18 protein-coding genes are annotated in these 19862 nt (G+C 69.4%); 1 reads left to right on the top strand and 17 read right to left on the bottom strand.

Features of this window, described 5'->3' with window-relative positions:
• Window positions 1–93: 93 nt before the first annotated feature.
• The gene (locus tag F0Q34_RS00090) at window positions 94–288 is read left to right on the top strand and encodes a hypothetical protein (protein WP_149810113.1); all 195 of its coding nucleotides are present in this window, start codon (window positions 94–96) and stop codon (window positions 286–288) included.
• Window positions 289–316: 28 nt separating this feature from the next.
• Here F0Q34_RS00090 and F0Q34_RS00085 read toward each other — a convergent pair whose 3' ends face one another.
• The 17 genes from F0Q34_RS00085 to F0Q34_RS00005 all read right to left on the bottom strand — a co-directional run bounded on the left by F0Q34_RS00085 (window position 317) and on the right by F0Q34_RS00005 (window position 19785).
• Window positions 317–2044 (bottom strand): PAS domain-containing sensor histidine kinase, encoded by a 1728-nt coding sequence (locus F0Q34_RS00085; RefSeq protein ID WP_149810112.1) that lies wholly within the window; start codon window positions 2042–2044, stop codon window positions 317–319.
• A complete protein-coding gene (locus tag F0Q34_RS00080) occupies window positions 2044–2334 on the bottom strand; it encodes a circadian clock KaiB family protein (protein WP_206667932.1) in 291 nt (96 codons plus the stop codon). The genes F0Q34_RS00085 and F0Q34_RS00080 overlap by 1 nt, the downstream gene beginning before the upstream one ends.
• A complete protein-coding gene (locus F0Q34_RS00075) occupies window positions 2331–2660 on the bottom strand; it encodes a circadian clock KaiB family protein (RefSeq protein WP_149810111.1) in 330 nt (109 codons plus the stop codon). The genes F0Q34_RS00080 and F0Q34_RS00075 overlap by 4 nt, the downstream gene beginning before the upstream one ends.
• The gene (kaiC, locus tag F0Q34_RS00070) at window positions 2657–4441 is read right to left on the bottom strand and encodes a circadian clock protein KaiC (protein ID WP_241665232.1); all 1785 of its coding nucleotides are present in this window, start codon (window positions 4439–4441) and stop codon (window positions 2657–2659) included. Before kaiC ends, F0Q34_RS00075 begins: the two co-directional genes overlap by 4 nt.
• A 25-nt stretch (window positions 4442–4466) precedes the next feature.
• Window positions 4467–6104, bottom strand: a complete 1638-nt coding sequence (mdoH, locus tag F0Q34_RS00065) for a glucans biosynthesis glucosyltransferase MdoH (protein ID WP_241665231.1) — start codon at window positions 6102–6104, stop codon at window positions 4467–4469.
• Between the two features lie 136 nt (window positions 6105–6240).
• Entirely contained in the window at window positions 6241–7329 is a 1089-nt protein-coding gene (locus tag F0Q34_RS00060; RefSeq protein WP_206667931.1) for a malate/lactate/ureidoglycolate dehydrogenase, read from the bottom strand.
• Between the two features lie 116 nt (window positions 7330–7445).
• Window positions 7446–8198 carry an SDR family oxidoreductase gene (locus F0Q34_RS00055; protein ID WP_149810109.1) on the bottom strand — a complete coding sequence of 251 codons (753 nt, stop codon included), beginning with the start codon at window positions 8196–8198 and terminating at the stop codon, window positions 7446–7448.
• Window positions 8195–9295: an ABC transporter ATP-binding protein gene (locus F0Q34_RS00050; protein ID WP_149810108.1), complete on the bottom strand. Its 1101-nt coding sequence runs from the start codon at window positions 9293–9295 to the stop codon at window positions 8195–8197. The genes F0Q34_RS00055 and F0Q34_RS00050 overlap by 4 nt, the downstream gene beginning before the upstream one ends.
• 16 nt (window positions 9296–9311) lie before the next feature.
• Window positions 9312–10208 (bottom strand): carbohydrate ABC transporter permease, encoded by an 897-nt coding sequence (locus F0Q34_RS00045; RefSeq protein WP_149810107.1) that lies wholly within the window; start codon window positions 10206–10208, stop codon window positions 9312–9314.
• A complete protein-coding gene (locus F0Q34_RS00040) occupies window positions 10208–11140 on the bottom strand; it encodes a carbohydrate ABC transporter permease (RefSeq protein ID WP_149810106.1) in 933 nt (310 codons plus the stop codon). Before F0Q34_RS00040 ends, F0Q34_RS00045 begins: the two co-directional genes overlap by 1 nt.
• Before the next feature lie 61 nt (window positions 11141–11201).
• Window positions 11202–12557 carry an ABC transporter substrate-binding protein gene (locus tag F0Q34_RS00035; RefSeq protein ID WP_149810105.1) on the bottom strand — a complete coding sequence of 452 codons (1356 nt, stop codon included), beginning with the start codon at window positions 12555–12557 and terminating at the stop codon, window positions 11202–11204.
• Window positions 12558–12732: 175 nt separating this feature from the next.
• On the bottom strand, window positions 12733–13860 hold the full coding sequence (locus F0Q34_RS00030) for a helix-turn-helix transcriptional regulator (RefSeq protein WP_149810104.1): 1128 nt from the start codon (window positions 13858–13860) through the stop codon (window positions 12733–12735).
• A 94-nt stretch (window positions 13861–13954) separates the two neighbouring features.
• Window positions 13955–15121, bottom strand: a complete 1167-nt coding sequence (locus tag F0Q34_RS00025) for a GNAT family N-acetyltransferase (protein WP_241665230.1) — start codon at window positions 15119–15121, stop codon at window positions 13955–13957.
• Window positions 15122–15204: 83 nt separating this feature from the next.
• Window positions 15205–16203 carry a DUF697 domain-containing protein gene (locus F0Q34_RS00020; RefSeq protein ID WP_149810103.1) on the bottom strand — a complete coding sequence of 333 codons (999 nt, stop codon included), beginning with the start codon at window positions 16201–16203 and terminating at the stop codon, window positions 15205–15207.
• Entirely contained in the window at window positions 16200–17624 is a 1425-nt protein-coding gene (locus F0Q34_RS00015; RefSeq protein ID WP_241665229.1) for a YcjX family protein, read from the bottom strand. The genes F0Q34_RS00020 and F0Q34_RS00015 overlap by 4 nt, the downstream gene beginning before the upstream one ends.
• 78 nt (window positions 17625–17702) lie before the next feature.
• Window positions 17703–19301: a hypothetical protein gene (locus F0Q34_RS00010; protein WP_149810102.1), complete on the bottom strand. Its 1599-nt coding sequence runs from the start codon at window positions 19299–19301 to the stop codon at window positions 17703–17705.
• A gap of 31 nt (window positions 19302–19332) precedes the next feature.
• Complete coding sequence (locus F0Q34_RS00005; protein ID WP_149810101.1) at window positions 19333–19785, bottom strand: GtrA family protein; 453 nt, start codon at window positions 19783–19785, stop codon at window positions 19333–19335.
• Window positions 19786–19862 lie beyond the last annotated feature (77 nt).

Genomic DNA, 19862 nt, shown 5'->3' with positions numbered 1-19862 from the left:
CCCTCCCATGCCGCGGGCGCGGAGGCGCGGCAACTCCGGCCATCCGCCCGCCGTTCATGCGCAGACAAGCAAAAGCATCCGGGAGCGGCCAGAATGAAATCCATGGGTCCGGCCGATCTGGCGGCGTGCGTCGTCCTGGTGCTGTTGGCGCTGCCTACCCTCGCGATGGCCGCCAGGGAACTTCCCCGGGCTTGGCAGGACGGCGTGCCGCCGGACGGGCTGACGGGCCATGTGCTGGCCCAGGACTATCCCGCGCCGCCCGGCTGGACGTTTCTTTCCAACGAATAGCGCCGCCGCGCCTCCCGTCAGGCGCGGGTCATGCCGGCGACGGGGGCCGGTCCAGCATGGCGCGGATGCGCGTGGCTAACGCCTCCAGGGAGAAGGGCTTGGGCAGCATCTCCGTGCCGGCATCCAGGCCGCGCGCATCCAGCCCGGCCGCCTCGGCGAAGCCGGTGATGAACAGCACCTTCAGCCCCGGCTGTGTCCGGCGCGCGGCCTCGGCCAGTTCGCGTCCGTTCAGCCCGCCCGGCAGCCCAAGATCGGTGACCATCAGGTCCAGCCTTTCACCGCCCTGCAACAGCCGCAGGGCCGTGGGGCCATCCGCCGCTTCGAGCGTGGCATAGCCCAGCTTGCGCAGCGCCTCGCCCATCAGCATGCGGATCACCGCCTCATCATCCACCAGCAGCACGGTTTCGCCGCGCCCGGCGGCCGGGGTGGCAACAGCGCCCTTCGGCGCTTCCTCCGCCATCCCCTCATGCCGGGGCAGGTAGAGCCACACCGTCGTGCCCTGCCCCAGCGCGCTTTCGATCATCGCCTGCCCACCCGATTGCCGCGCAAAGCCATAGATCATGGACAGGCCGAGCCCGGTTCCCTCCCCCGCCGGCTTGGTGGTGAAGAAGGGGTCGAAGGCGCGCGCCGCCGTTTCGGGCGACATGCCGATGCCGGTATCGGACACGAACAGGGCGACGCAGGGGCCCGGCGCCATTCCCGCTTCCCGGCACGCTTCCGGCGTGGCGAGAACATTGGCGGTGCCGATCACCAGCGTGCCGCCATCCGGCATGGCGTCGCGCGCGTTGATGGCGAGGTTCAGCAGCGCGTTCTCCATCTGGCTGGGATCGCACAGAATGGTGCCGGCATCGTCGGCCAGCTCCGTGCGCAGCGCGATGGCGGGGCCCACGGTGCGGCTCAGCAGCTCGGCCATGCCCTCCACCAGCCTGTTGGGTGACAGCGGCTGCGGCGCCAGGGTCTGCCGCCGGGAAAAAGCCAGCAGCCGGTGGGTCAGCGCCGCGGCCCGGTGGGCCGAGGCCATGGCCGAGGCGACATAGCGTTCCAGCCCGACGATGCGCCCGCGCAGCACCGCTTCCTGCATCAGCTCCAGGCTGCCGGTGATGCCGGTGAGCAAATTGTTGAAGTCATGCGCGATGCCGCCGGTGAGCTGGCCGACCGCTTCCATCTTCTGGCTTTGCCGCAATGCCGCCTCGGCGGCCTCGCGCTGGGCGATCTCGGCGCGCAGCAAGGCGTTGGCGCGCGAAACCTCGCGCAGGTGCGCGCGCTGCGCCGAAAGGTCGGACAGCACGCCGCACAGCACGGCGCCTTCCCCCTCGACCGCCAGCCAGCCCAGCGAGGCCGCCACCGGCATCTCGCCGCCCCGGGCGCCGCGCAGCGTCAACTCGCCACGGCCGCCTTCCCGAAGCAGCCAGGCCAGGACGGGACGCTCGCCTTCCGGCAGGAACAGGCCGAGATCGCGGCCGATCACCTGCTCCTGCGGCAGTTCCAGCATCTCCGACAGGCGGTGGTTGCCGTAAAGGATGGTGCCGTCGGGCGACAGGGTCACCGCCCCCTCACGCATCTGCTCGATCAGCACGCGATAAGGGCGGTCGGCGCTTTCCAGGGTATAGACGCGATGCTGCTGCCCGCCGCTGACCACCAGCGCATCGATGGCGCCCCGCCGGATCGCGTCCAGCGTGTCCTCGCTTTCCTGCAGCCGCGCTTCCAGCTCCCGCAGCTGCCGGCGCAGCGCCGCCTCCAGATCGGGCTCAGGCATCAGGCGGCTCCGGGGCCCAGGGCCATGGCGCGCAGCACCCGCTCCGGGTCGGACAGGTCGCCCACCAGCCGCCGTACCGGCGCCGGCGAAAGCCGCACCAGGGTGGGCGCGGCCACCACTCCATTCCGCTCCGCCAGGTCGGGCTGCTGGAAGATGTCCACCACCTCCAGCTCCGTCGCCGGGCCCAGGCCCTGCCGGCAGGTCCGCCGCAGCGCATGGATCATGTCCTGCGACCGGGCACTGCTGCCGGCCACGAACAGGCGCAGCCGGTAAGGCGCGGCCTCGCTCACGGCTGCGCTGTCTGCGACCGGATATCGAGCCCGACCAGCACCTTCTCCGTGTTGGACAGGTCGCCGATGATGCGCTTCAGCGGGGCGGGAAGCCGCCGCACCAGGGTCGGGATGGCCAGGATCTGGTCGCCCGCGGCCAGGCGCGGATTCTGCATCAGGTCGATCACCTCGATCTCGTAGCGCCCGGCCAGGTGCTGCTCGCAGACCCGCTTCAGATTAGCCATGGCGGTCAGGGATTTGGGTGTCTGCCCGGCGACGTAGAGGCGAAGGCGGTAGACGCCGTCATCCTCCCCGGATGCCGTCGGATCGATGTTGTGGGCCGTCATTCCGCGGCGGTCCGGTGGCGGGCCATGGCCTGCCGGTCGCGGGCCAGGGCGGATTCGCGCTCCTGATCCTGTTGATGCAGCAGCGTGACCTCCTGTTCCTCGGCTTCCAGCGCGGCGCGCAGCTCCTGGATCTGGCGGTCCACGGCGGCGCGGCGGCGGGCGATCTCCCGGCGGCGGCGCTCGATCTCCTGCTGGCGGCGCAGGGCGGCGGCCTGTTCCCGCGCCACCTGGCTGAGCCGGGCGGAGCCGGTCAGCACGCCTTCCGGCCCGATATAGGGCTCGATCAGCCCGATGCCGGCTTCGCTCATCTGGTATTCCCGCACTTGGTTGGAATGGCTCATGCCCCGCGCCTTGATGATGTAGAGGGTGCGGTTGATCTCGCCATTCGCCTCCTCATGCGTCAGCCGCACCCAGGCATCCATCAGCGAGGACATGCCGAGATCGGCATCGGCATCGATGGTCGCGCCGGTGCCGCCATGCATCAGGCTGGTGAAGATGCCGGTGATGCCTCTCGCCTTCAGCAGGTCCACCATGCGCAGCAGCACCGACTGCACCTCGGCCTCCGGCCCGCGGAAGGCGGTGATCGGGTCGATCACCACGAGCTGCGGCCCGAACGCCTCCACGTCGCGGTGCATGCGCGCCAGATGCATCTCCAGGCCGTACAGGCTGGGCCGCGCCGCCTCGAAGCGCAGCAGCCCGGCATCCGCATGGCGCTGCAGGTCGAGCCCGATGGAGCGCGCGTTGCGCACCACCTGCGCCGCGCTTTCCTCGAACACGAACATCATGCAGCGCTCGCCGCGCTCGCAGGCGGCGTTCACCATGGTCGAGGAAAAGGACGTCTTGCCGGTGCCCGCCGTGCCGGTGAGCAGCAGGGAGGTGCCGCGGAAGAAGCCGCCCTGCCCCAGCATCGCATCCAGCCCCGGGATGCCGGTGGACACCACCTCGCTCGACACGCCATGCGACAATCCGGCGCCGGTGACCGGCAGCACGCTGATGCCCTGCGCGTCGATCAGGAAGGGGTATTCGTTGGTGCCATGGGCCGAGCCGCGATACTTCACCACGCGAAGGCGGCGGGTGGTGATCTGCTCATGCACGCGGTTGTCCAGCAGCACCACGCAGTCGGACACGTATTCCTCAAGGTCCTGGCGGGTGAACTGCCCTTCGCCGCGCTCCCCGGTGATGATGCAGGACAGGCCGCGATCCTTGATCCAGCCGAACAGCCGGCGCAGCTCGGAGCGGAGGATGGCCTGGTTGTCGAAGCTGCTGAACAGCGTCTCGATGGTGTCCAGCACGACGCGCTTGGCGCCAACCGAATCGACGGCGAAGCCGAGGCGCAGGAACAGCCCCTCCAGGTCGTATTCGCCATTCTCCTCGATGTCGGAGCGGTCCACCTGGACATGGTCGATGGCGATGCGGCCATCCTCCACCAGCTTGTCCAGGTTGTAGCCCAGCGAGGCGACATTGGCGGCCAGGTCCTCGCTGCGCTCCTCGAAGCTCATGAACACGCCGGGCTCGTCAAACAGCGTCGTGCCGTTCACCAGGAACGTGGTGGCGAACAAGGTCTTGCCGCTGCCGGCGGAGCCGCAGATCAGCGAAGGCCGGCCCGCCGGCAGCCCGCCTCCGGTGATGTCGTCGAAGCCGGCAATTCCCGTGGGCGCCTTCGGCAGAGTGGGACGAGACGAAGGGGCAGCCTCAAGGGACATCGTGTATTCCATGATCATCGGGCGGGTGGCGGCGCGACCGCTGCCCGTTCCAGGGTCATAGCCGGGCATCCCCGGCATTCAAGTGAATTCATGCCAACCGGCCTCAGCCCACTTCCTCCGGCGTGCGGCACAGGCCGGCCCGCCGCAGCCGGCCGGAAAACCCCGGATGCGCCGTCAGCACGGCGAAAGGAATGCCCAGCAGCAGGGGCAGCACCACGGGCAGGCCCCAAAGCCAGGCGGTGCCACCGCCCGCCAGGAGCCCCGCGAGGCTCAACCCTCCCAGCACCGCCTGCGGCCAAAGCAGGCGCGCCGCGTCCCGCCACCGCACGCCCTGCGAGTCGCGGTTCTGCGGCAGCCATCCGGGCCGCGCCCCGAAAGGCAGGCGCAGCAGGAACAGCGCCTTGTCGGCCATGACCAGCGGATCGCAGAAGGCGGTGAACACAAGCTCCGCCAGGGCGCCGCGGGCCACCGCCCGGCGGCCGCCATAGGCGGCGGCCCGCCACGGCCAGAACAGCAATTCGGCATAGCCCAGCAGCTTCGGCGCGTAGAGGGCCAGCCAGTTGGCCAGCAGCAGCGCGCCCAGCGCCGCGGCTTCCGTGGCCGCCCCCCCGCCCGTCGCCACATTGCCCACGGCCGCCAGCAGCAGCACCAGCCAGAGCGGCGAGGAGGCGAACAACAGGATGGCCTGCAGCAACTGCCAGCGCCCGACCGGCCGCAGTCCCGGCAGGCGCAACAGCGCCCAGTACTGCATGTTGCCCGCGCCCCAGCGCTGATCGCGGATCAGGAAGTCCGGCAGGGTGGGAGGGTTGCCTTCAAGGCTTCCCGCATCATCCGGCAGGCAGCGCACCTTCCATCCGGCGGCGTGCAGCCGCACCGCCTCGATCTGGTCATGGGACAGGATGTGGCTGCCATCGGGCAGCGGCTCCAGCCGCGCATGGTCGCGGAACGGGGCGATGCGCAGCAGGGCGTTGTGGCCCCAATAGGGCCCCTCATCGCCCTGCCACCAATCCTGGCCACTGGCCCAGACCCGCATGCCCGCGCGCATGCCGAACTGGAAGATGCGGGTGAAGGCGGTGGCCGCCGGGCGGCCGGCGATCAGCGGCTGCAGGATGGCCAGGCGCGGATCGGCCTCCATCATCGCCACCAGCCGCAGCACCGCCGCCGCCGTCATCTCGGAATCGGCGTCGAGGCACAGGGCGTAGTCATGGCCGGCGGCATGGTGGTCCAGGAAATCCATGACGTTGCCGGCCTTGAAGCCGTGATTCACCGTCCGGCGGCGATAGCGCACGGGGATCAGGCGCTGCGACCGCAGGGTGGCGAAGGCGGCCACCGCCGCTTCCTCCCGCGCCACCGCCGCCGCTTCCTGCGAATCGGACAACAGCCAGAGCGTGAAGCGGTGCCCCGCCCCCGCCGCCTCCAGCCCATCCAGCAGGGGAACCAGGTTGCGCAGCGCGGCGGCGCTGTCCTCGTGCCGCAGGCACAGGATGATGGCGGTGCTGCGATCCGGCGGCCCAGCCAGCGCGCCATCCAGCGAAGCGGGCGACCGCCCGGCCAGCCGCAGCCCGAAGCCGATCAGCGCGTTGCCCGCGCACAACGCGGTCCATGGCAAGGTGCCGAGCCAGGCCAGCAGCAGCAGCACCTCCCATCCGGTCCAACCGCCGGGGGCCAGCACCCGCCCCATCAGCAGCAGCAGCCCAAGCGCGATCACCAGGCAGACGCCGATGAAGACCGGCCGGCGCACGGCCTGGCGCCCGCCCGCCATACTCCCGGAAGGCCGGAACAAGGAAAGCGAGGCGGCCTTCAACGCTCCGGCCCGGAGAAAGGCCGCCTCCGGCAATTTCCGGCAGAAGGTCCGGCCGTGCTGGCGCCCCACCGTGTCAGGCCGGCGCCGACACCCCGAGCGAAGCGGCTGCCTGCACCAGGCTGGTCCAGGTGTCCGGCTGCAACGGCACCCCATGGGCGAGGCGATCGGCGCGGGTGCGGGCCTCAGGCTGGCCGGGCAGCAGCACCGGCTCATCGGCCTTGGCGGGGCGGCTGCTGGCGAACCAGTCCACGTAATCGCGGCCGATGCGGTGGAACTCCGCTTCCGTGCCGAAATGCGCCGGCGAAAGGTAGAGGGACAGCATGCCGTTGCTGATGCGGGTGCGGCCAACGGTCGGACCGGCGCAGCCGCCGCCGGTGAAGGCGCCGGCCAGCAATTCGCACATCAGCGCCAGGCCCGATCCTTTATGATCGCCAAAGGCGCGGATCGCCCCCGCCCCCTTGCCGGCCTCGCGCAGCCCGACCGGCGGGTAATCGCCATACAGCGTGTGCGGATCGCCCGAGAAGCTGCCATCCGGCTCGATCAGCGCATCCGACGGCAGCGGCTTGCCGCCATTGGACGCCACCAGCACCTTGCCTTCCGCCACGCGGGAGGTCGCGAAATCGAGCACCACCGGGCGTTCCGGCAGCGGCACGCCAATGGCGAAGGGCGCGGTGGACAGCCGCCGCTCCACCCCGCCAAAGGGCGCCACCAGGTTGGAGCCGGCGACATTGACGAAATGCACGGAAATTAGCCCGGCCTCCATCGCCATTTCGGCGTAATGGCCGATCCGGCCGACATGGCCGGCATTGCGCAGGGCGATCACCGCCGCGCCATTCTGCTGCGCGCGGGCGATGCCCGCCTCCACGGCCTTCTTGGCCATGGGCTGGCCGAAGCCGAACTGCGCGTCGAACAGCATGAAAGCGCCGCCATCCATCACCGTCTGCAGCTCCCGGCCGGCATGCACGAAGCCGGAGCGCATCCAGTCGATGTAGCGCGGCACCCGCACCACCCCGTGACTGTCATGCCCGGCCAGGTTGGCGCCCACCAGATGGGTGGCGATGATCGCCGCTTCCTCCTGGGCGCAGCCGGCGGCGACGAACATGTCACGCACCAGTGCCTCCAGCACGGGCACCTCGATCATGACAGGGGGGTGAGCGTCCATTCTGTTCCTCTCCGCGTGGTCCGGCTTCGTGTCGGCCGGAAGGACAGAATGGCGCCGTCCCGCGGAATCGGCCACCCCCTCCCCGCGCGATGCGGCATGGAAGGGGTGGCCAGGGCTCAGGGCATGGCGGCGATCTGCTGCGCCCACTCGGTGCGGAAGCGGTTCCAGGTCGGCGTCACCACCATCTCCTCCATGCAGACGCGGTCGGGCAGATTGGCCACGAACAGCACGGCGGCGGCGATGTCCTCCGCCTGGAGCATCTTGGCGCGCTCATCCGCCGGCACCGGCACCGGGCGCTTGTCGAGGATCGGCGTCGCCACCTCGCCCGGGCAGATGCAGGTGGAGCGGATGTTGTGGATGCCATTCTCCGCGTTCAGCGTGGCCGACAGCGCGACAAAGCCGGATTTCGCGGCGATGTAGCCCGGCCCCGAAACGGGCGAGGAACTCTTTCCCGCCACCGAGGCGATCTGCACGATCACCCCGCCTCCCCGCGCCTTCATGGCCGGCAACACGGCGAGGCTGGTCATGAAGGGCGCGGTCAGGTTGGCGTCCAGCAGGCGCTCCACATCCGCCGGCACGAGCTGGTGCCAATGGCGGCGCGGCACGTTGGAGCCGGCATTATTCACCAGCAGGTCCGGTCCGCCCAGTTCCTCGGCCACGCGCTTCGCCGCCGCCTGCACGGCCTCCGGATCGGTGACGTCGAGCGGCAGCACCAGCGCGTCGCCGCCGACCAGGGCGGCGGTTTCCCGCAGGGGCTCCTCGCGGCGGCCGGACAGCGCCAGGCGGTAGCCGGCCCCGGCCAGCGCCACCGCGGTGGCGCGGCCGATGCCGGACCCCGCGCCGGTGATCCAGGCGGTGCGGGCGCTCAAAGCACGCGCCCCGTCTGCGGATCGAGCAGATGCATGTTGCTCATGTCCACCGCCATGGGCAGCGGGTGGCCCGGCTGCGCCGGCGCGCCGGGATCGACACGGCCGCAGATCTCGGCCCCGTTCATCTTGAAGTGCACCAGTGTTTCCATTCCCATCGGTTCTGTCACCTCCGGCGTCGCGGTCATGGCCGCGACATGGGGGCGATCCAGGTTCTTGGCCTCGGTCAGGTGCTCCGGCCGGATGCCGAACAGCACCTCGCGCCCGGCCAGCGCCTTATAGCGCTCCGTCCGCTCCGCCGGCACCGGCAGCACGATGTCGCCGGGCAGATGGACGCGCAAGGCGCCCGCGCCGTTCTCCAGCCGGCCGGGGATGAAGTTCATCGCCGGCGAGCCGATGAAGCCGGCCACGAAGCGCGTCTTGGGATTGTGGTAGAGTTCCTGCGGCGGCCCCACCTGCTCGATGATGCCGCCATTCATCACCACCACGCGGTCGGCCAGCGTCATCGCCTCCACCTGGTCATGCGTCACATAGATCGTCGTGGTGCGCACTGTCTGGTGCACCTTCTTGATCTCGGTGCGCATCTGCACGCGCAGCTTGGCGTCGAGATTGGACAGCGGCTCGTCGAACAGGAACACCTTGGGATCGCGCACGATGGCACGGCCCATGGCGACGCGCTGCCGCTGCCCGCCGGACAGCGCCTTCGGCTTGCGATCGAGAAGCGGCCCGATCTCCAGGATGCGCGCGGCGTTGTCAACGCGGCGCTTGATCTCCGCCTTGTCGAACTTCCGCAGCATCAGCCCGAAGGCCATGTTGTCGAACACCGTCATGTGCGGATACAGCGCGTAGTTCTGGAACACCATGGCGATGTCCCGGTCGCGCGGCGGCACGTCGTTCACCACCCGCCCGCCGATGGAGATCTCGCCATCCGAGATTTCCTCCAGCCCCGCGATCATGCGCAGCGTCGTCGATTTGCCGCAGCCCGAGGGGCCGACCAGAACCACGAACTCATGGTCGGCGATGTCGAGGTCGATGCCCTTCACCGCCTGGACACCGCCCTCATAAGCCTTGACGACTTTTCTCAGTGCGACCTGAGCCATTCTGCCGGATCTCCCCTCAGCCTTTCGTTGCGCCGGCGGTGAGCCCGGCGATGTAGTAATCCATCAGGAAAGCGTAGACCAGCAAAGGCGGCAAGGCGGCCATCAGGGCGCCTGCCATGATCTTGCCCCACTGGAAGGTGTCCGCGCGGATCAGGTCGGACACGATGCCCACCGTCAGCACCATCTGGTCCGAGCTGACGAGAAAGGCGATCGGATAGATGAAGGCCGCCCAGGACACGGTGAAGGCGAAAATCATCGCCGCCAGGATGCCCGGCAGCGCCACGGGGATGAAGATCTTCCACAGCATCTGCAGGTGCCCGGCGCCGTCGATCAGCGCCGCCTCGTCCAGCTCCTTCGGGATGGAGGCGAAATAGCCGATCATGATCCAGGTGCAGAACGGCACCGTCAGCGTCGGGAAGATCAGCACCATGGCCCAAAGGTTGTTGTACAGGCCGAGTTGCCCGACGATCTGGAACATCGGGATGAACAGCAGCGTTTCCGGCACCAGGTAGGTGAGGAACACCCCAGTCGCCAGCGTCGCGCTGCCCCAGAACTTCATCCGCGCCAGGGCGAAGGCCGCCATGGTGGAGATCACCATGCTGATCAGCACCGTGCACACCGTGACGATCACCGAGTTGCGGAAATGGATCAGGTAGTTCCCCTCGGTCAGCAACTCCCAATAGTTCATCAGCGTGGGCGAGCCGACGATCCAGGGATTGCCGGACAGGTCGGCGATCTCGGCGGAGCTCTTGAGGCTGGTCATCAGCATGTGGAAGGGCGGCGTCATGAAGAACACCACGAACACCGCCAGCGCGATGTAGGCGCCGATCATCGCCCAGCGCCGCTCCCGCTTCAGGCTGCCATGGCGGGCCTCGGCGGCGGCGGGCGGCGCCGGAAGGGTGGTCGTCCCCATCACGCCATCTCCTTCGAACGCTTGTTGACGCCGCGCAGCGTGAAGATCGCGAACACCGCCAACAACGGGAACATGAACAGGCTGACCGAGGCGCCGAGCGGAATGTCGCCCGACTGGATGCCGACCTGGAACGCGTAGGTCGCGAACACATGCGTGGTGTCCTGCGGCCCGCCATTGGTCAGGATGCGGACAATGTCGAAATTCGCGAAGGTGACGATCAGCGAGAACAGCACGGTGATCGAGATGATGTTGCGCATCATCGGGAAGGTGACGTGGCGCAGCTTCTGCCATCCCGTCGCGCCATCGATCGCGGCGGCCTCGTAGAGCTGGTCCGGCACCGATTTCAGCGCGGCCAGATACATGATCATGAAGAAGGGCGATCCGTACCAGACATTCACCAGGATCACAGAGAAGCGCGCCCATCCCGACTGGCCGAGCCAGGGCACGGGATCGACGCCGATGCCCATCAGCGCCCAGTTGAAGGCGGAATAGGAGGGGTCGAACAGCCACCACCAGGCCAGCGTCGAGATGGCGGGCGGAACCACCCAGGGCACCAGCAGCATGCCGCGCCATTTCCGCTGCCCCTTGGAGGGGAGCGCGTGCAGCACATGCGCCAGGATGAAGCCGATCAGCGCCTTCAGCACCACCGCCGACACGGCGAACAGCACCGACTGGAACACGACGTTCCAGAAGGTCTCGCGCGTGAACAGGAAGGTGAAGTTCTCCAGGCCGATGAAGCGCGTCATGCGCTTGTTCAGCGTGGACAGGTAGAGCGCGTACAGGAACGGATACACCACCAGCCCGAGGATCAGCAGGATCAGCGGCAGGGTCAGCAGGAAGGCGATCGTGGAGTTGCGCCGCGCCAGCCGCCTCAGGCCGCCGCGCGGCGCCACGGCGGGAGGGGCGGAAGCGATAAGCGTGCCTTGGGACATGCCAGGCTCCGTCAGAAGAATCGCGGAAGGCAGGGCGGCGGAAGGCGCCGCCCCGGGATGGTCAGCCGCGCTTGAAGCCCTCCATCTCGCGCTCGGCCCAGGCGATGGCGCGGTCGGGCGTTTCGTTGTTCTGCACCACGCGGGCGATCATCTTGGCCTGGATGCCCTGGTTGTACATCTGCACCGCGATCTCGGGCGGCGCCGGGTAGCAGGCGATGAATTGCTGCGCCTGGTGATGCGGCTTGACCGGGTAGTTGTAGACGACGCCGGTGGGCGGGCCTTCGGTTTCCCAGGTCTTGAAGTCGGTCATGCTGGTGAAGGGCGGGATGTCATAGCCATTGCTGGCGGCGACCATGGCTTCCGCCTGTTCCCGCTCACTCAGATATTCGACCAGCGCCTTGGCCGCGCCCTTGTTGCGGCTGAAGCTCCAGATGCCCCAGAAATACGGCAGGTAGGGCGTGAAGCGCCCGGCGCTTCCGGCGGGGGAGGGGAAGGTCCAGCAATGCTCGGCGACCTGCGGCGCGTCGCGCTTGGCCACCGCCCAGGCGCTCGGCGGGTTGAAGATCAGCGCCGACTTGCCGGAGATCAGCGCGCGGTTGTTCGAGGCGTCGTCCCAGGAGAACACGTCGCTCGGGATAAAGGCGCACAGCTTCTTGGCGTATTCCAGGGCGGCGCGGACATTGTCAGTCTTCGCCGTGATGTCGCCCTTGCTGTTCACCAGCTCCGCGCCGAAGGAGCGGAACATGCTGCCGATCCAGTCGGTCGCGTCGGTGAACTGGCCGACCGCCAGGCCGAAGGGGAAGCCGGCCTTGTGGCAGCCCTCGGCCGCCTTCAGGAAGGCGTCCCAGGTCCATTCCTTGGCGCCGGTGCCGGTTGTGGTGTTGGCCGGATACATTGCCTGGATGTCCAGGCCGCCATGCTGCTTCAGCAGGTCGATCCGCCCCAGGGCGGGCTTGTTCTGGCTGCCCGAGATGGCCGGCACCGCCCGCCACTTGCCCTCGACCTTGGCGAGGTATTCGACGATCGGGTTCAGCGCACCGTATTTCTGGCTCAGCCGGCCCATGATGTCATCGACGGGTTCCAGCAGGTCCTGCTTCGCATGCACCTCCCAGGTGGGGAAGGACAGCATGTCATGCCCCTGCCGCGCCTGGCTCTCGGCGGCGATGGTCAGCAGGTTCTTGTTGCCGACGGAGGTGATGAAGTCGAGCTGGATCTCGACCCGGTTCTTCTGCCCCCATTCCGTGACGATCTTGCGCATGGCGTCATTGCCGGCGGGAACCCAGTGGTCCCACAGGCCGAGCGCCAGCCTGCCGCCCGAGCTCTGGCCATGCACATTGACCAGCGGCAATGTGCTGGCGGCCGCGCCCAGGGCAGCAGCACGCAGCACGGTACGACGGGGATACCCGTTGCCTTCCATGTTCGAAACCTCCTCTGCACGGGCGAAGATCGCCACGGGCCTTATGGCCACTCGTTGCGGAAATGAGGTTAGGCGGTGCCGCGGGGCTCTGGCAATGATTCACCGCAGGCGACCTGAGCCTGACATTTTCGCGCGCCCGGCCCGCGCCCTTCCGGCCGCCCGCCCTTGCCACGCTTCAGCCGCTCAGGCGCAGCACCAGGGCCACCAGCTCCGCCTGCCGCCGGCAGCCGGTTTTGCGGCGGATGGCCGCCAGGTGGCTGCGCAGGGTTTCGGGCGAAACGCGGCGAAGGCGTGCCTGCGCGGCGATGCTGCGCCCCTGCGCCAGGGCGGCGGCGAGGTCGGCCTCGGCCGGCGTCAGGCCCAGCAGCTTCTGCAGCAGCATCGCGGAAGGCGTGCGGCGCGCGGCGCTGTCCGTCACCACGGCTACGGCGCCGCGCAAACCCGGCAGCCGGCCGCGTTCCGCATGGCGTAGGGGCAGCATCTGCACCAGCCAGGGCGGCTTGCCGGAAGGCCGCGGCGCCACGAAGCTCATTCCAGCCGGCAACAGGCGGATCCGGCCGGCGGACACCGCCAGGGCGATTTCCAGCGCGTGCCGCGCCTGCGCCATTGCGTCCCGGTTCGCCAGCATCAACCCCTCGGTGGTCAGGCTCAGCCCGTCGCGCTGCGCCGCCATGGCTTCCAGGGCCGCATTGGCGTGGCGCAGCCGGCCGCTGCCATCCAGCAGGGCGATGCCCTGGTGCATCGCACCCAGCCCCGCTTCCAGCCATTCCCCGTATTCCCGGACTGCCCGGAGCCGCGATTGCGCCAGCAGCGCCTGCCGCAAATGTGGGAACAGCGCGGCAAGGAAGGCCTCGTCCTCATCGCCGAAGGGTTCCGCGTCCGGCGGCCGGTGGAGGGCGAGCGCGGCACGGATATCATTGTTCTCCTCGACGATGCTTGTCATCGCGTGAACGCAGGGCTCCACCTTCCGGCCAAACTCGTTCCAGTATTCCGAGTTCATGAACACCGAGGGCGGGCAGCTTCGCTGAAAGTTGAACACGCCCGAGCGGCTCCAAAGCGTCGGGCTGCTTCGCGGGTCCAGTGCCACCCACCGCTCCGCATATTCGTCGAGCGTGGATTGGCGAAGCTGGAAGCGGGTGAAATCCGTCGCGGTGACAGGCTTCCCCTGATCCAGGCCAATGCGGCTGATGAAGCCGGTCTGCGCCTGAACCGCCCGGGCAATGGCCGCAAGCGACTGTTCCAGGGGCTGGCCCTGCAGCACGGCGTCATAAAGGCTCAGCGCGAGATCGCGGGGATCGGCCATTCATTCTGCTCCTCCAGCCCAGATTCTGCTGGGTGAAGAATATGTTAGATGTTTGGAACAAAGCGGGCCTCACCCGAACGGGTGAGTTTCCGCCTCAACGCTCCTCGCGGAACGGGGATGCGTCGGCCAGCAACGCCATCTGCTCCGCGACCGCGGGGCGCTCGGCTTCCAGGAACTCGGCCACGGCGCGGCGCAATCCGCGATGGCGGATCCAGTGCGCGGAAAAGGTCGGCACCGGCAGGTAGCCGCGCTGGATCTTGTGCTGTCCCTGCGCCCCTGCCTCGACCCGCTTCAGGCCCCGCGCGATGGCGAAGTCGATGGCCTGGTAGTAGCAAAGCTCGAAATGCAGGAAGGGCGCCTCGGCCACGGCGCCCCAGTTGCGGCCATACAGGGTGTCGCTCCCCATCAGGTTCAGCGCGCCCGCCACTGGCTCGCCATCGCGCTCGGCCACCATCAGCACCACGCGCTCCCCAAGCCGTTCGGACAGCATCGGCCAGAAGCGCGCGGTCAGGTAGGCGCTGCCCCATTTGCGGTCCACCGTGTCCATGTAGAAGCGGTGAAAGGCCTCCCAATGGCGCGGCGTGATGGCCGCCCCTTGCAGCGCCCGGAAGGCGAGGCCGGCGGATTGCGCATCGCGCCGTTCCCGCCGCAACTGCTTGCGCTTGCGGCTGGACAGGGCGCCCAGGAAATCCTCGAAGCTGTTGTAGCCGTCATTATGCCAGTGGAACTGCGTGCCGGTGCGCGGCAGCCAGCCGGCCTCGCCCAGGGCCTGGCATTCTGCCTCCGAACAGAAGGTGACATGGGCGGAGGACAGGTCGAGTTGCTCCGTCACCTGCGCCAGCGCTTGGCCAAGCCCGGCCCAGGCGATGCCGGAACCCGGGCGCACCAGCAGCCGCCCGCCCGGCACCGGGCTGAACGGCACCGCGACCTGGAGCTTCGGGTAATAGCGCCCGCCGGCGCGCTCCAGCGCATCGGCCCAGGCGTGGTCGAAGACATATTCGCCATAGGAATGGCTCTTGGCATAGGCGGGGGCCACGGCGACCAGCCGCCCTTCCGCGTCCCGCAGCGCCACATGCTGCGGCAGCCAGCCGGTACGCCGGCTGGCCGAGCCGCTATCCTCCAGCGCGGACAGGAAGGCATGGCTGGTGAAGGGGTTGTCAGGTCCGGCGCAGGCATCCCATTCGGCCGCCGGAATCTCGGCAATGGCGGGATGCAGGCGAAGGGTCAGTTCCTGCTGGCTGTCGGGCATGTCGCCCAGCATGTGTCCCCGGATGCGGCCCCCGCAAGGGTGCGGCGCAACATCACCGCCATGCCGTCACCGGCCGGCATCACCGGCGCGGCATCTCATTGGCGCGGAACGGGGCGGCAGGCTTCCGCGCACAGCGCCGCCAGCCGCGTCATGCGCCGCGCCGCCACCGCGGCACCCGCCGCGCCGCCTGCCAGCTTCGCGGCATGGCCTTCCACCAGCTGCTCCACCCCCGCCTCCACGGCGAGATCCACGCCAGCGGTCAGCCCGGCGGAAAATGCCAGCCGCCGCAGCAGCCGCCACAGCACCACGGCGCCCGGGCGGACGCCGTGCAGCACCGCAACCTGCCGCATCAGCCGCAGCCCGATCAGCGCCATCGCACCAGCATCCAGCGCCGGGGACGGCAGCACGGCGGCGGTGAGAAAGACCTGGCGCGCGGATTGCCAGCCCAGCGCCTTCACCCGCGCATCCAGGATGGGCATCAACCCCGTGCGCAACAGGCCGCGCGCCTCCTCCATGGTGGAAGCGCGGCCCAGCTCCGCCACGGCGGCGGAGGCTTCCGGCAGGCGCTCCGCCACGCCTTCCGCCCAGCGGATCAGGGCGCGCGGGGGGGCGGCCCTGTCCGGCGCCTCGCGCAGCGTGCGGGCGAGATCCTCCAGCGCGTCCAGCCGGCGCAGCGCCCGCCATTCCCGCCCCAGCCCCCACAACATGGTGGCGCCGACGCCGATGCCGAGCCCGGTGCCGAGCCAGCCCAGCACCGGGGAAGCGTTGAACAGGTCGTCGATCATCAGCCCCAGGCCGAGGCCGAAGGAGCCCAGCACCAGCAGCGCCGCCGCCGCGCCGAAGCTTCCGAGGGAGGCCAGCCACCCCGCCGCCTTGCCCGCCGAATCCGGCACGCCGAGCGAGCCGGGCTCGCCATGGCGGATCAGCCCGCCCGTGGCCTCCGGCTCCAGCAGCGCCGGGCCCATGGCGGTGTCGAGCGACGCGTCGAAGGAGGCGCGCAGGGCATCATCGCGGCCACGGGTCGCGGTCTGGGGCTCGTCGGCCCATCCAGGCTGGTTGCCGCCGAGAGAAGTCTTGCCGGGTCGGTTGGTCACAGCGCGTCCTCCAGCAGCCAGGCCAGCAGGCGGTCCATGCCGATATGCGGCATGCCTTCCCGCCCATCCGGGTCGATCACAGGTGGGCGGAACACCGGCAATTCGAAATAGGGGCGGCGCCAGAAAGCATCGCCCGGCGGCGGCGGGGCGGCGGGGATGTGGCCGGGCCGGAACGGGCGGCGGCGCTGCTCGCCCATCGGCACGCCGTAAACCACGGGCGGCTCCCCGGGGCGGGCCTCGCCTTCCTCGGTGCAGCGGAGGGCGGAGACGGCCAGGTGGTTCACCATGCGGCCGCCATCGCCGCCGCCGACCATGGCGCGGAACAGGCTCTCGAAAGCCGGGCGCTGCACCTCCGGCGCGTAATCCGCCTTGCTCGCCACGAAGGCGACCCGCTTCAGCGTGGAAAAGCCGGGCAGCCAGCGCGAGCGGGAGCGCGTGTCATAGGCCCGGGCGATCTGCTCCACCGCGTGCCGGGCATCCTCGAAGGCGCCTTCCCCGGCGCAAAGCGCGCCCAGCGCGTCCACCAGCACCACCTGCCGGTCGAAGCGTGCGAACCAGGGATCGAAATAGCTGGCGCGCATATCGTCGCGATAGGCATCGAAGCGCCGGGCCAGCAATTCGCGCAACGAGCCGGGCGCGGGCGCGCCCTTCCCCGGCAAGGGGAAGAACCACATCATCGGGCTGTCGCCCTTCGGCCCCGGCACCAGGAAACGCCCCGGCTGCAGCCAGCGCAGGCCGAGCCGGTCGCGCGCCGTCGCCAGCAGCTCGCGGTACAGCATGAAGCCGCGTCGGGCGACGGGCTCCTCGGCCGGGGCGTTGGGATCGAGGCTGGCGAGGAAGGCCAGGAAATCCCCGGCGATGGCGGCGCGGGGCGGGCGGCGCAGCAATTCCAGCGTGGCGGCCGACCAAGCCTCGTGGCTCTGGTCGAGCAGCGGCAGGTCGAGCAGCCATTCCCCAGGGTAATCGAGCAGCTCCAGCCGCACCCGGCGTGGCGGCAGCCAGGTGCCGAAGGGCCCGCCGCGCTCCACCGTCAAGGTCAGGCTGGCGGAAGCCAGGTCGCTGGTGCGCGGCGGCCAGTGCGGGCTGGCGCCGGCGAGGTCGCGCAGCTTGTCGGCCGCGTCGAACCAGTCCAGCGCCTGGGTGCCCGCAGGCTCCAGCCGCACGGAGCGGATACGGCGCTCCTCCCCGCCTTCCCGCATCATGCGCGACAAGGCGGGAAGCGTGTCCCGCCCCCGTCCCATGGCCAGCATGTTGGCGATCAGGGAGGTGATGAACACCGTCTTGCCCGATCGGCTCAGCCCGGTGATGGCGACGCGCAGGGTGGATTCGTTGAGGAAACGCTCCGCCTCATCCGTGAGGCGGGTCAGGTTGTTGCCGATCCAGTCCAGCCCCAAGCCCAGTCCCAAGCCGTTCGCCGCCATGAGCCTCCGCCCTAATGCCACGCTGCCGCATGTGGGGCGGCCGGGGCGCCAGGGAAAGACGCCCCGTGGCCCGAAGCCTCACCGCGCCGCCATCGGCCTCTCCGCGAGGGGCAGGCGCAGCAGCTGCGCGAAGCCGGTATCCGCCACCTTGTCCACCCCCTCGGGCAGCACCAGCGGCCCTTCGCGGTCCGGCAGGTCGGCGTTCACCACCAGCACATAGTCGAAGCGATCGCGCCATTTCAGGGCATAGGCCTGGCTTCCGATCACCGGGTAGTCGGGGCGGTCCAGCACATGGATGGAGGCCAGGTCGCCCTCCGGCACCGAGATCTCGTTGAAGGGCGGCAGCACCAGCAAGGGCTGCTTGCCACGCGCCGCGAACAGATTGGGGATGAAGGCCTGCCGCCAGATCACCGCATAGGAGGCGATGTGCGTGAAAAGCGGGTGGTCATCGAGGAAATAGCGGCCAAGCGGCGCCTGCCGGATCGCCTCGGCCGAGGGATTGTGCTGCAGCGGCAGCACGGTGCTGCCGGGCGGCAGCTTCTCCATCACCTCGCGCAGCGCGGCCACGTCCTGCCCCGCGCGGGCCCAGTGCCGCGCCACATCGCCGGTGCGCACGGTGCCGAGCAGCGCCAGGATGGCCGCCGCGGCCATTGCTTCCCGCCGCGTCGGCATCTCGATGCGCAGCGAGGCGGCGAAGGCCAGCAGCGCCATCAGCGGCAGGCGCACTTCCAGCACCACCGTGCCAGCCATTGCCTTGGGCATGAAAAGCGAGGCGATGCCCAGGATCACCGCCGCCGCGAACAGGCCCTGATGCAGGCTCAGCCGGCGGCGGACCAGCGCATAAAGCGGCACCAGCGCGAGCAGCCCGGTGATGACGATGTCGAACCGGCGGCTGTAGTTGCGGATCGGCGAGATCAGCGCCGCGACCCGGTTCATGCCTTCCATCCAGATGATCTGCGAGCCTTCGGAATGCTGGTCCTCGCCCGGCAGATGCGCCGCCGTCAGCGTCAGCACCAGCAGCGGCAGCGCGCACACCGCGACCAGCAGCAGCCCCTGGCGCAGGAAGCGCAGAAAGGCGGGGCGGGAAGCGAGATGGTCCAGCAGGCGCGGGCCCAGGATGAGCCCGCCGGTCAGCGCGGCATAGAACAGCAGCGCGAAGGGATGCACCACCAGCAGCAGCGCGGCGCAACCCAGCCGGTACAGCCACCGCCCCCTGCCTTCCGGCAGGGATGTGTCGATCGCCGCCATGATCAGCGCCAGGCCCATGCCCATCTGGAAGGTGATGAAGCCGAACAGCAGCGTCTGCGTCCAGGCCAGGAACGGAAAGGCGAACATCCAGACATTCCAGCCCAGCAGGCGCTTGTTCAGCAGCAACAGGCCGAAGGGCGGGCCGATGATGGCGATGGCCAGGATGGCCTGCCCCACCTGATCTCCCGTGGCGATCCCGGCGAAGAAGCGCGCCAGCAGGTCGCCGCCGATATTGATGAAAGCGCGCGTCCAGTCGGCGCCATACACATCCGGCATCTGTCCGATGCCGCCGCCCAGCAGCCAGAAGCGGGCGGCATGGTTGGCGAAGTCGCCCAGGGACGGCATGGGCGAAAGCATCATCGGCGTGAGCAGCAGCAGCCCCGCCAGTGCCACCAGGGCACCGCGCGTCATTCCCACGAAAGGTCGCATCGGCATGATCCGGATTGGAGAAGGAGGCGGTTCAGCCTTGCGGCCGCGAACCGTAAACAAGAAGGCTGTTGAGCACGTAGCCGCAGGCGAAGGTGGCGATGACGGAGCCGAGCTTGGCCGCCAGCACCGGCATGAAGGACGACAGCGCCGCCAGCGCCGCCAGCGACACCAGCAGGCAGCCGAGATTGACCGCGGCGAAGCGCGCCGCCCGGCGCCAGGAGGCCAGCCGCACCCCCCGCGCACGGAAGGTGACGCGGCCATTCAGCAGGTAGCTGTTGAGCGCCCCGGCGCCATAGCTCACCACATTGGCCATCAAGGGCGGCACCGCCAGCAGCGTCACCAGGGCAGCGAACACCGCCAGATCCACCAGCGTGTTCAGCACGCCCACCCCGGCAAACAGCGCCATCTCCCGCAGGCGCGCCGAAGGGGTGGTGGGCGGCACAGGCAGGTCAGCCGGCGGCAAGGTCAGTTCGCCCCAGACCATGCTGCCACGACGCCGTCGCGCAGGGTTGGCTCCATGCGGGAGAAATGGCCGGGCACCTCGTGGCGGCGCTTGCCGGC

Origin of the sequence: Teichococcus oryzae (genome assembly GCF_008386565.1) — a bacterium.
Classification (GTDB): domain Bacteria; phylum Pseudomonadota; class Alphaproteobacteria; order Acetobacterales; family Acetobacteraceae; genus Pseudoroseomonas; species Pseudoroseomonas oryzae.
Note: the sequence above shows the minus strand (reverse complement) of the source record. Positions and strands in the feature narration are given on the sequence as shown.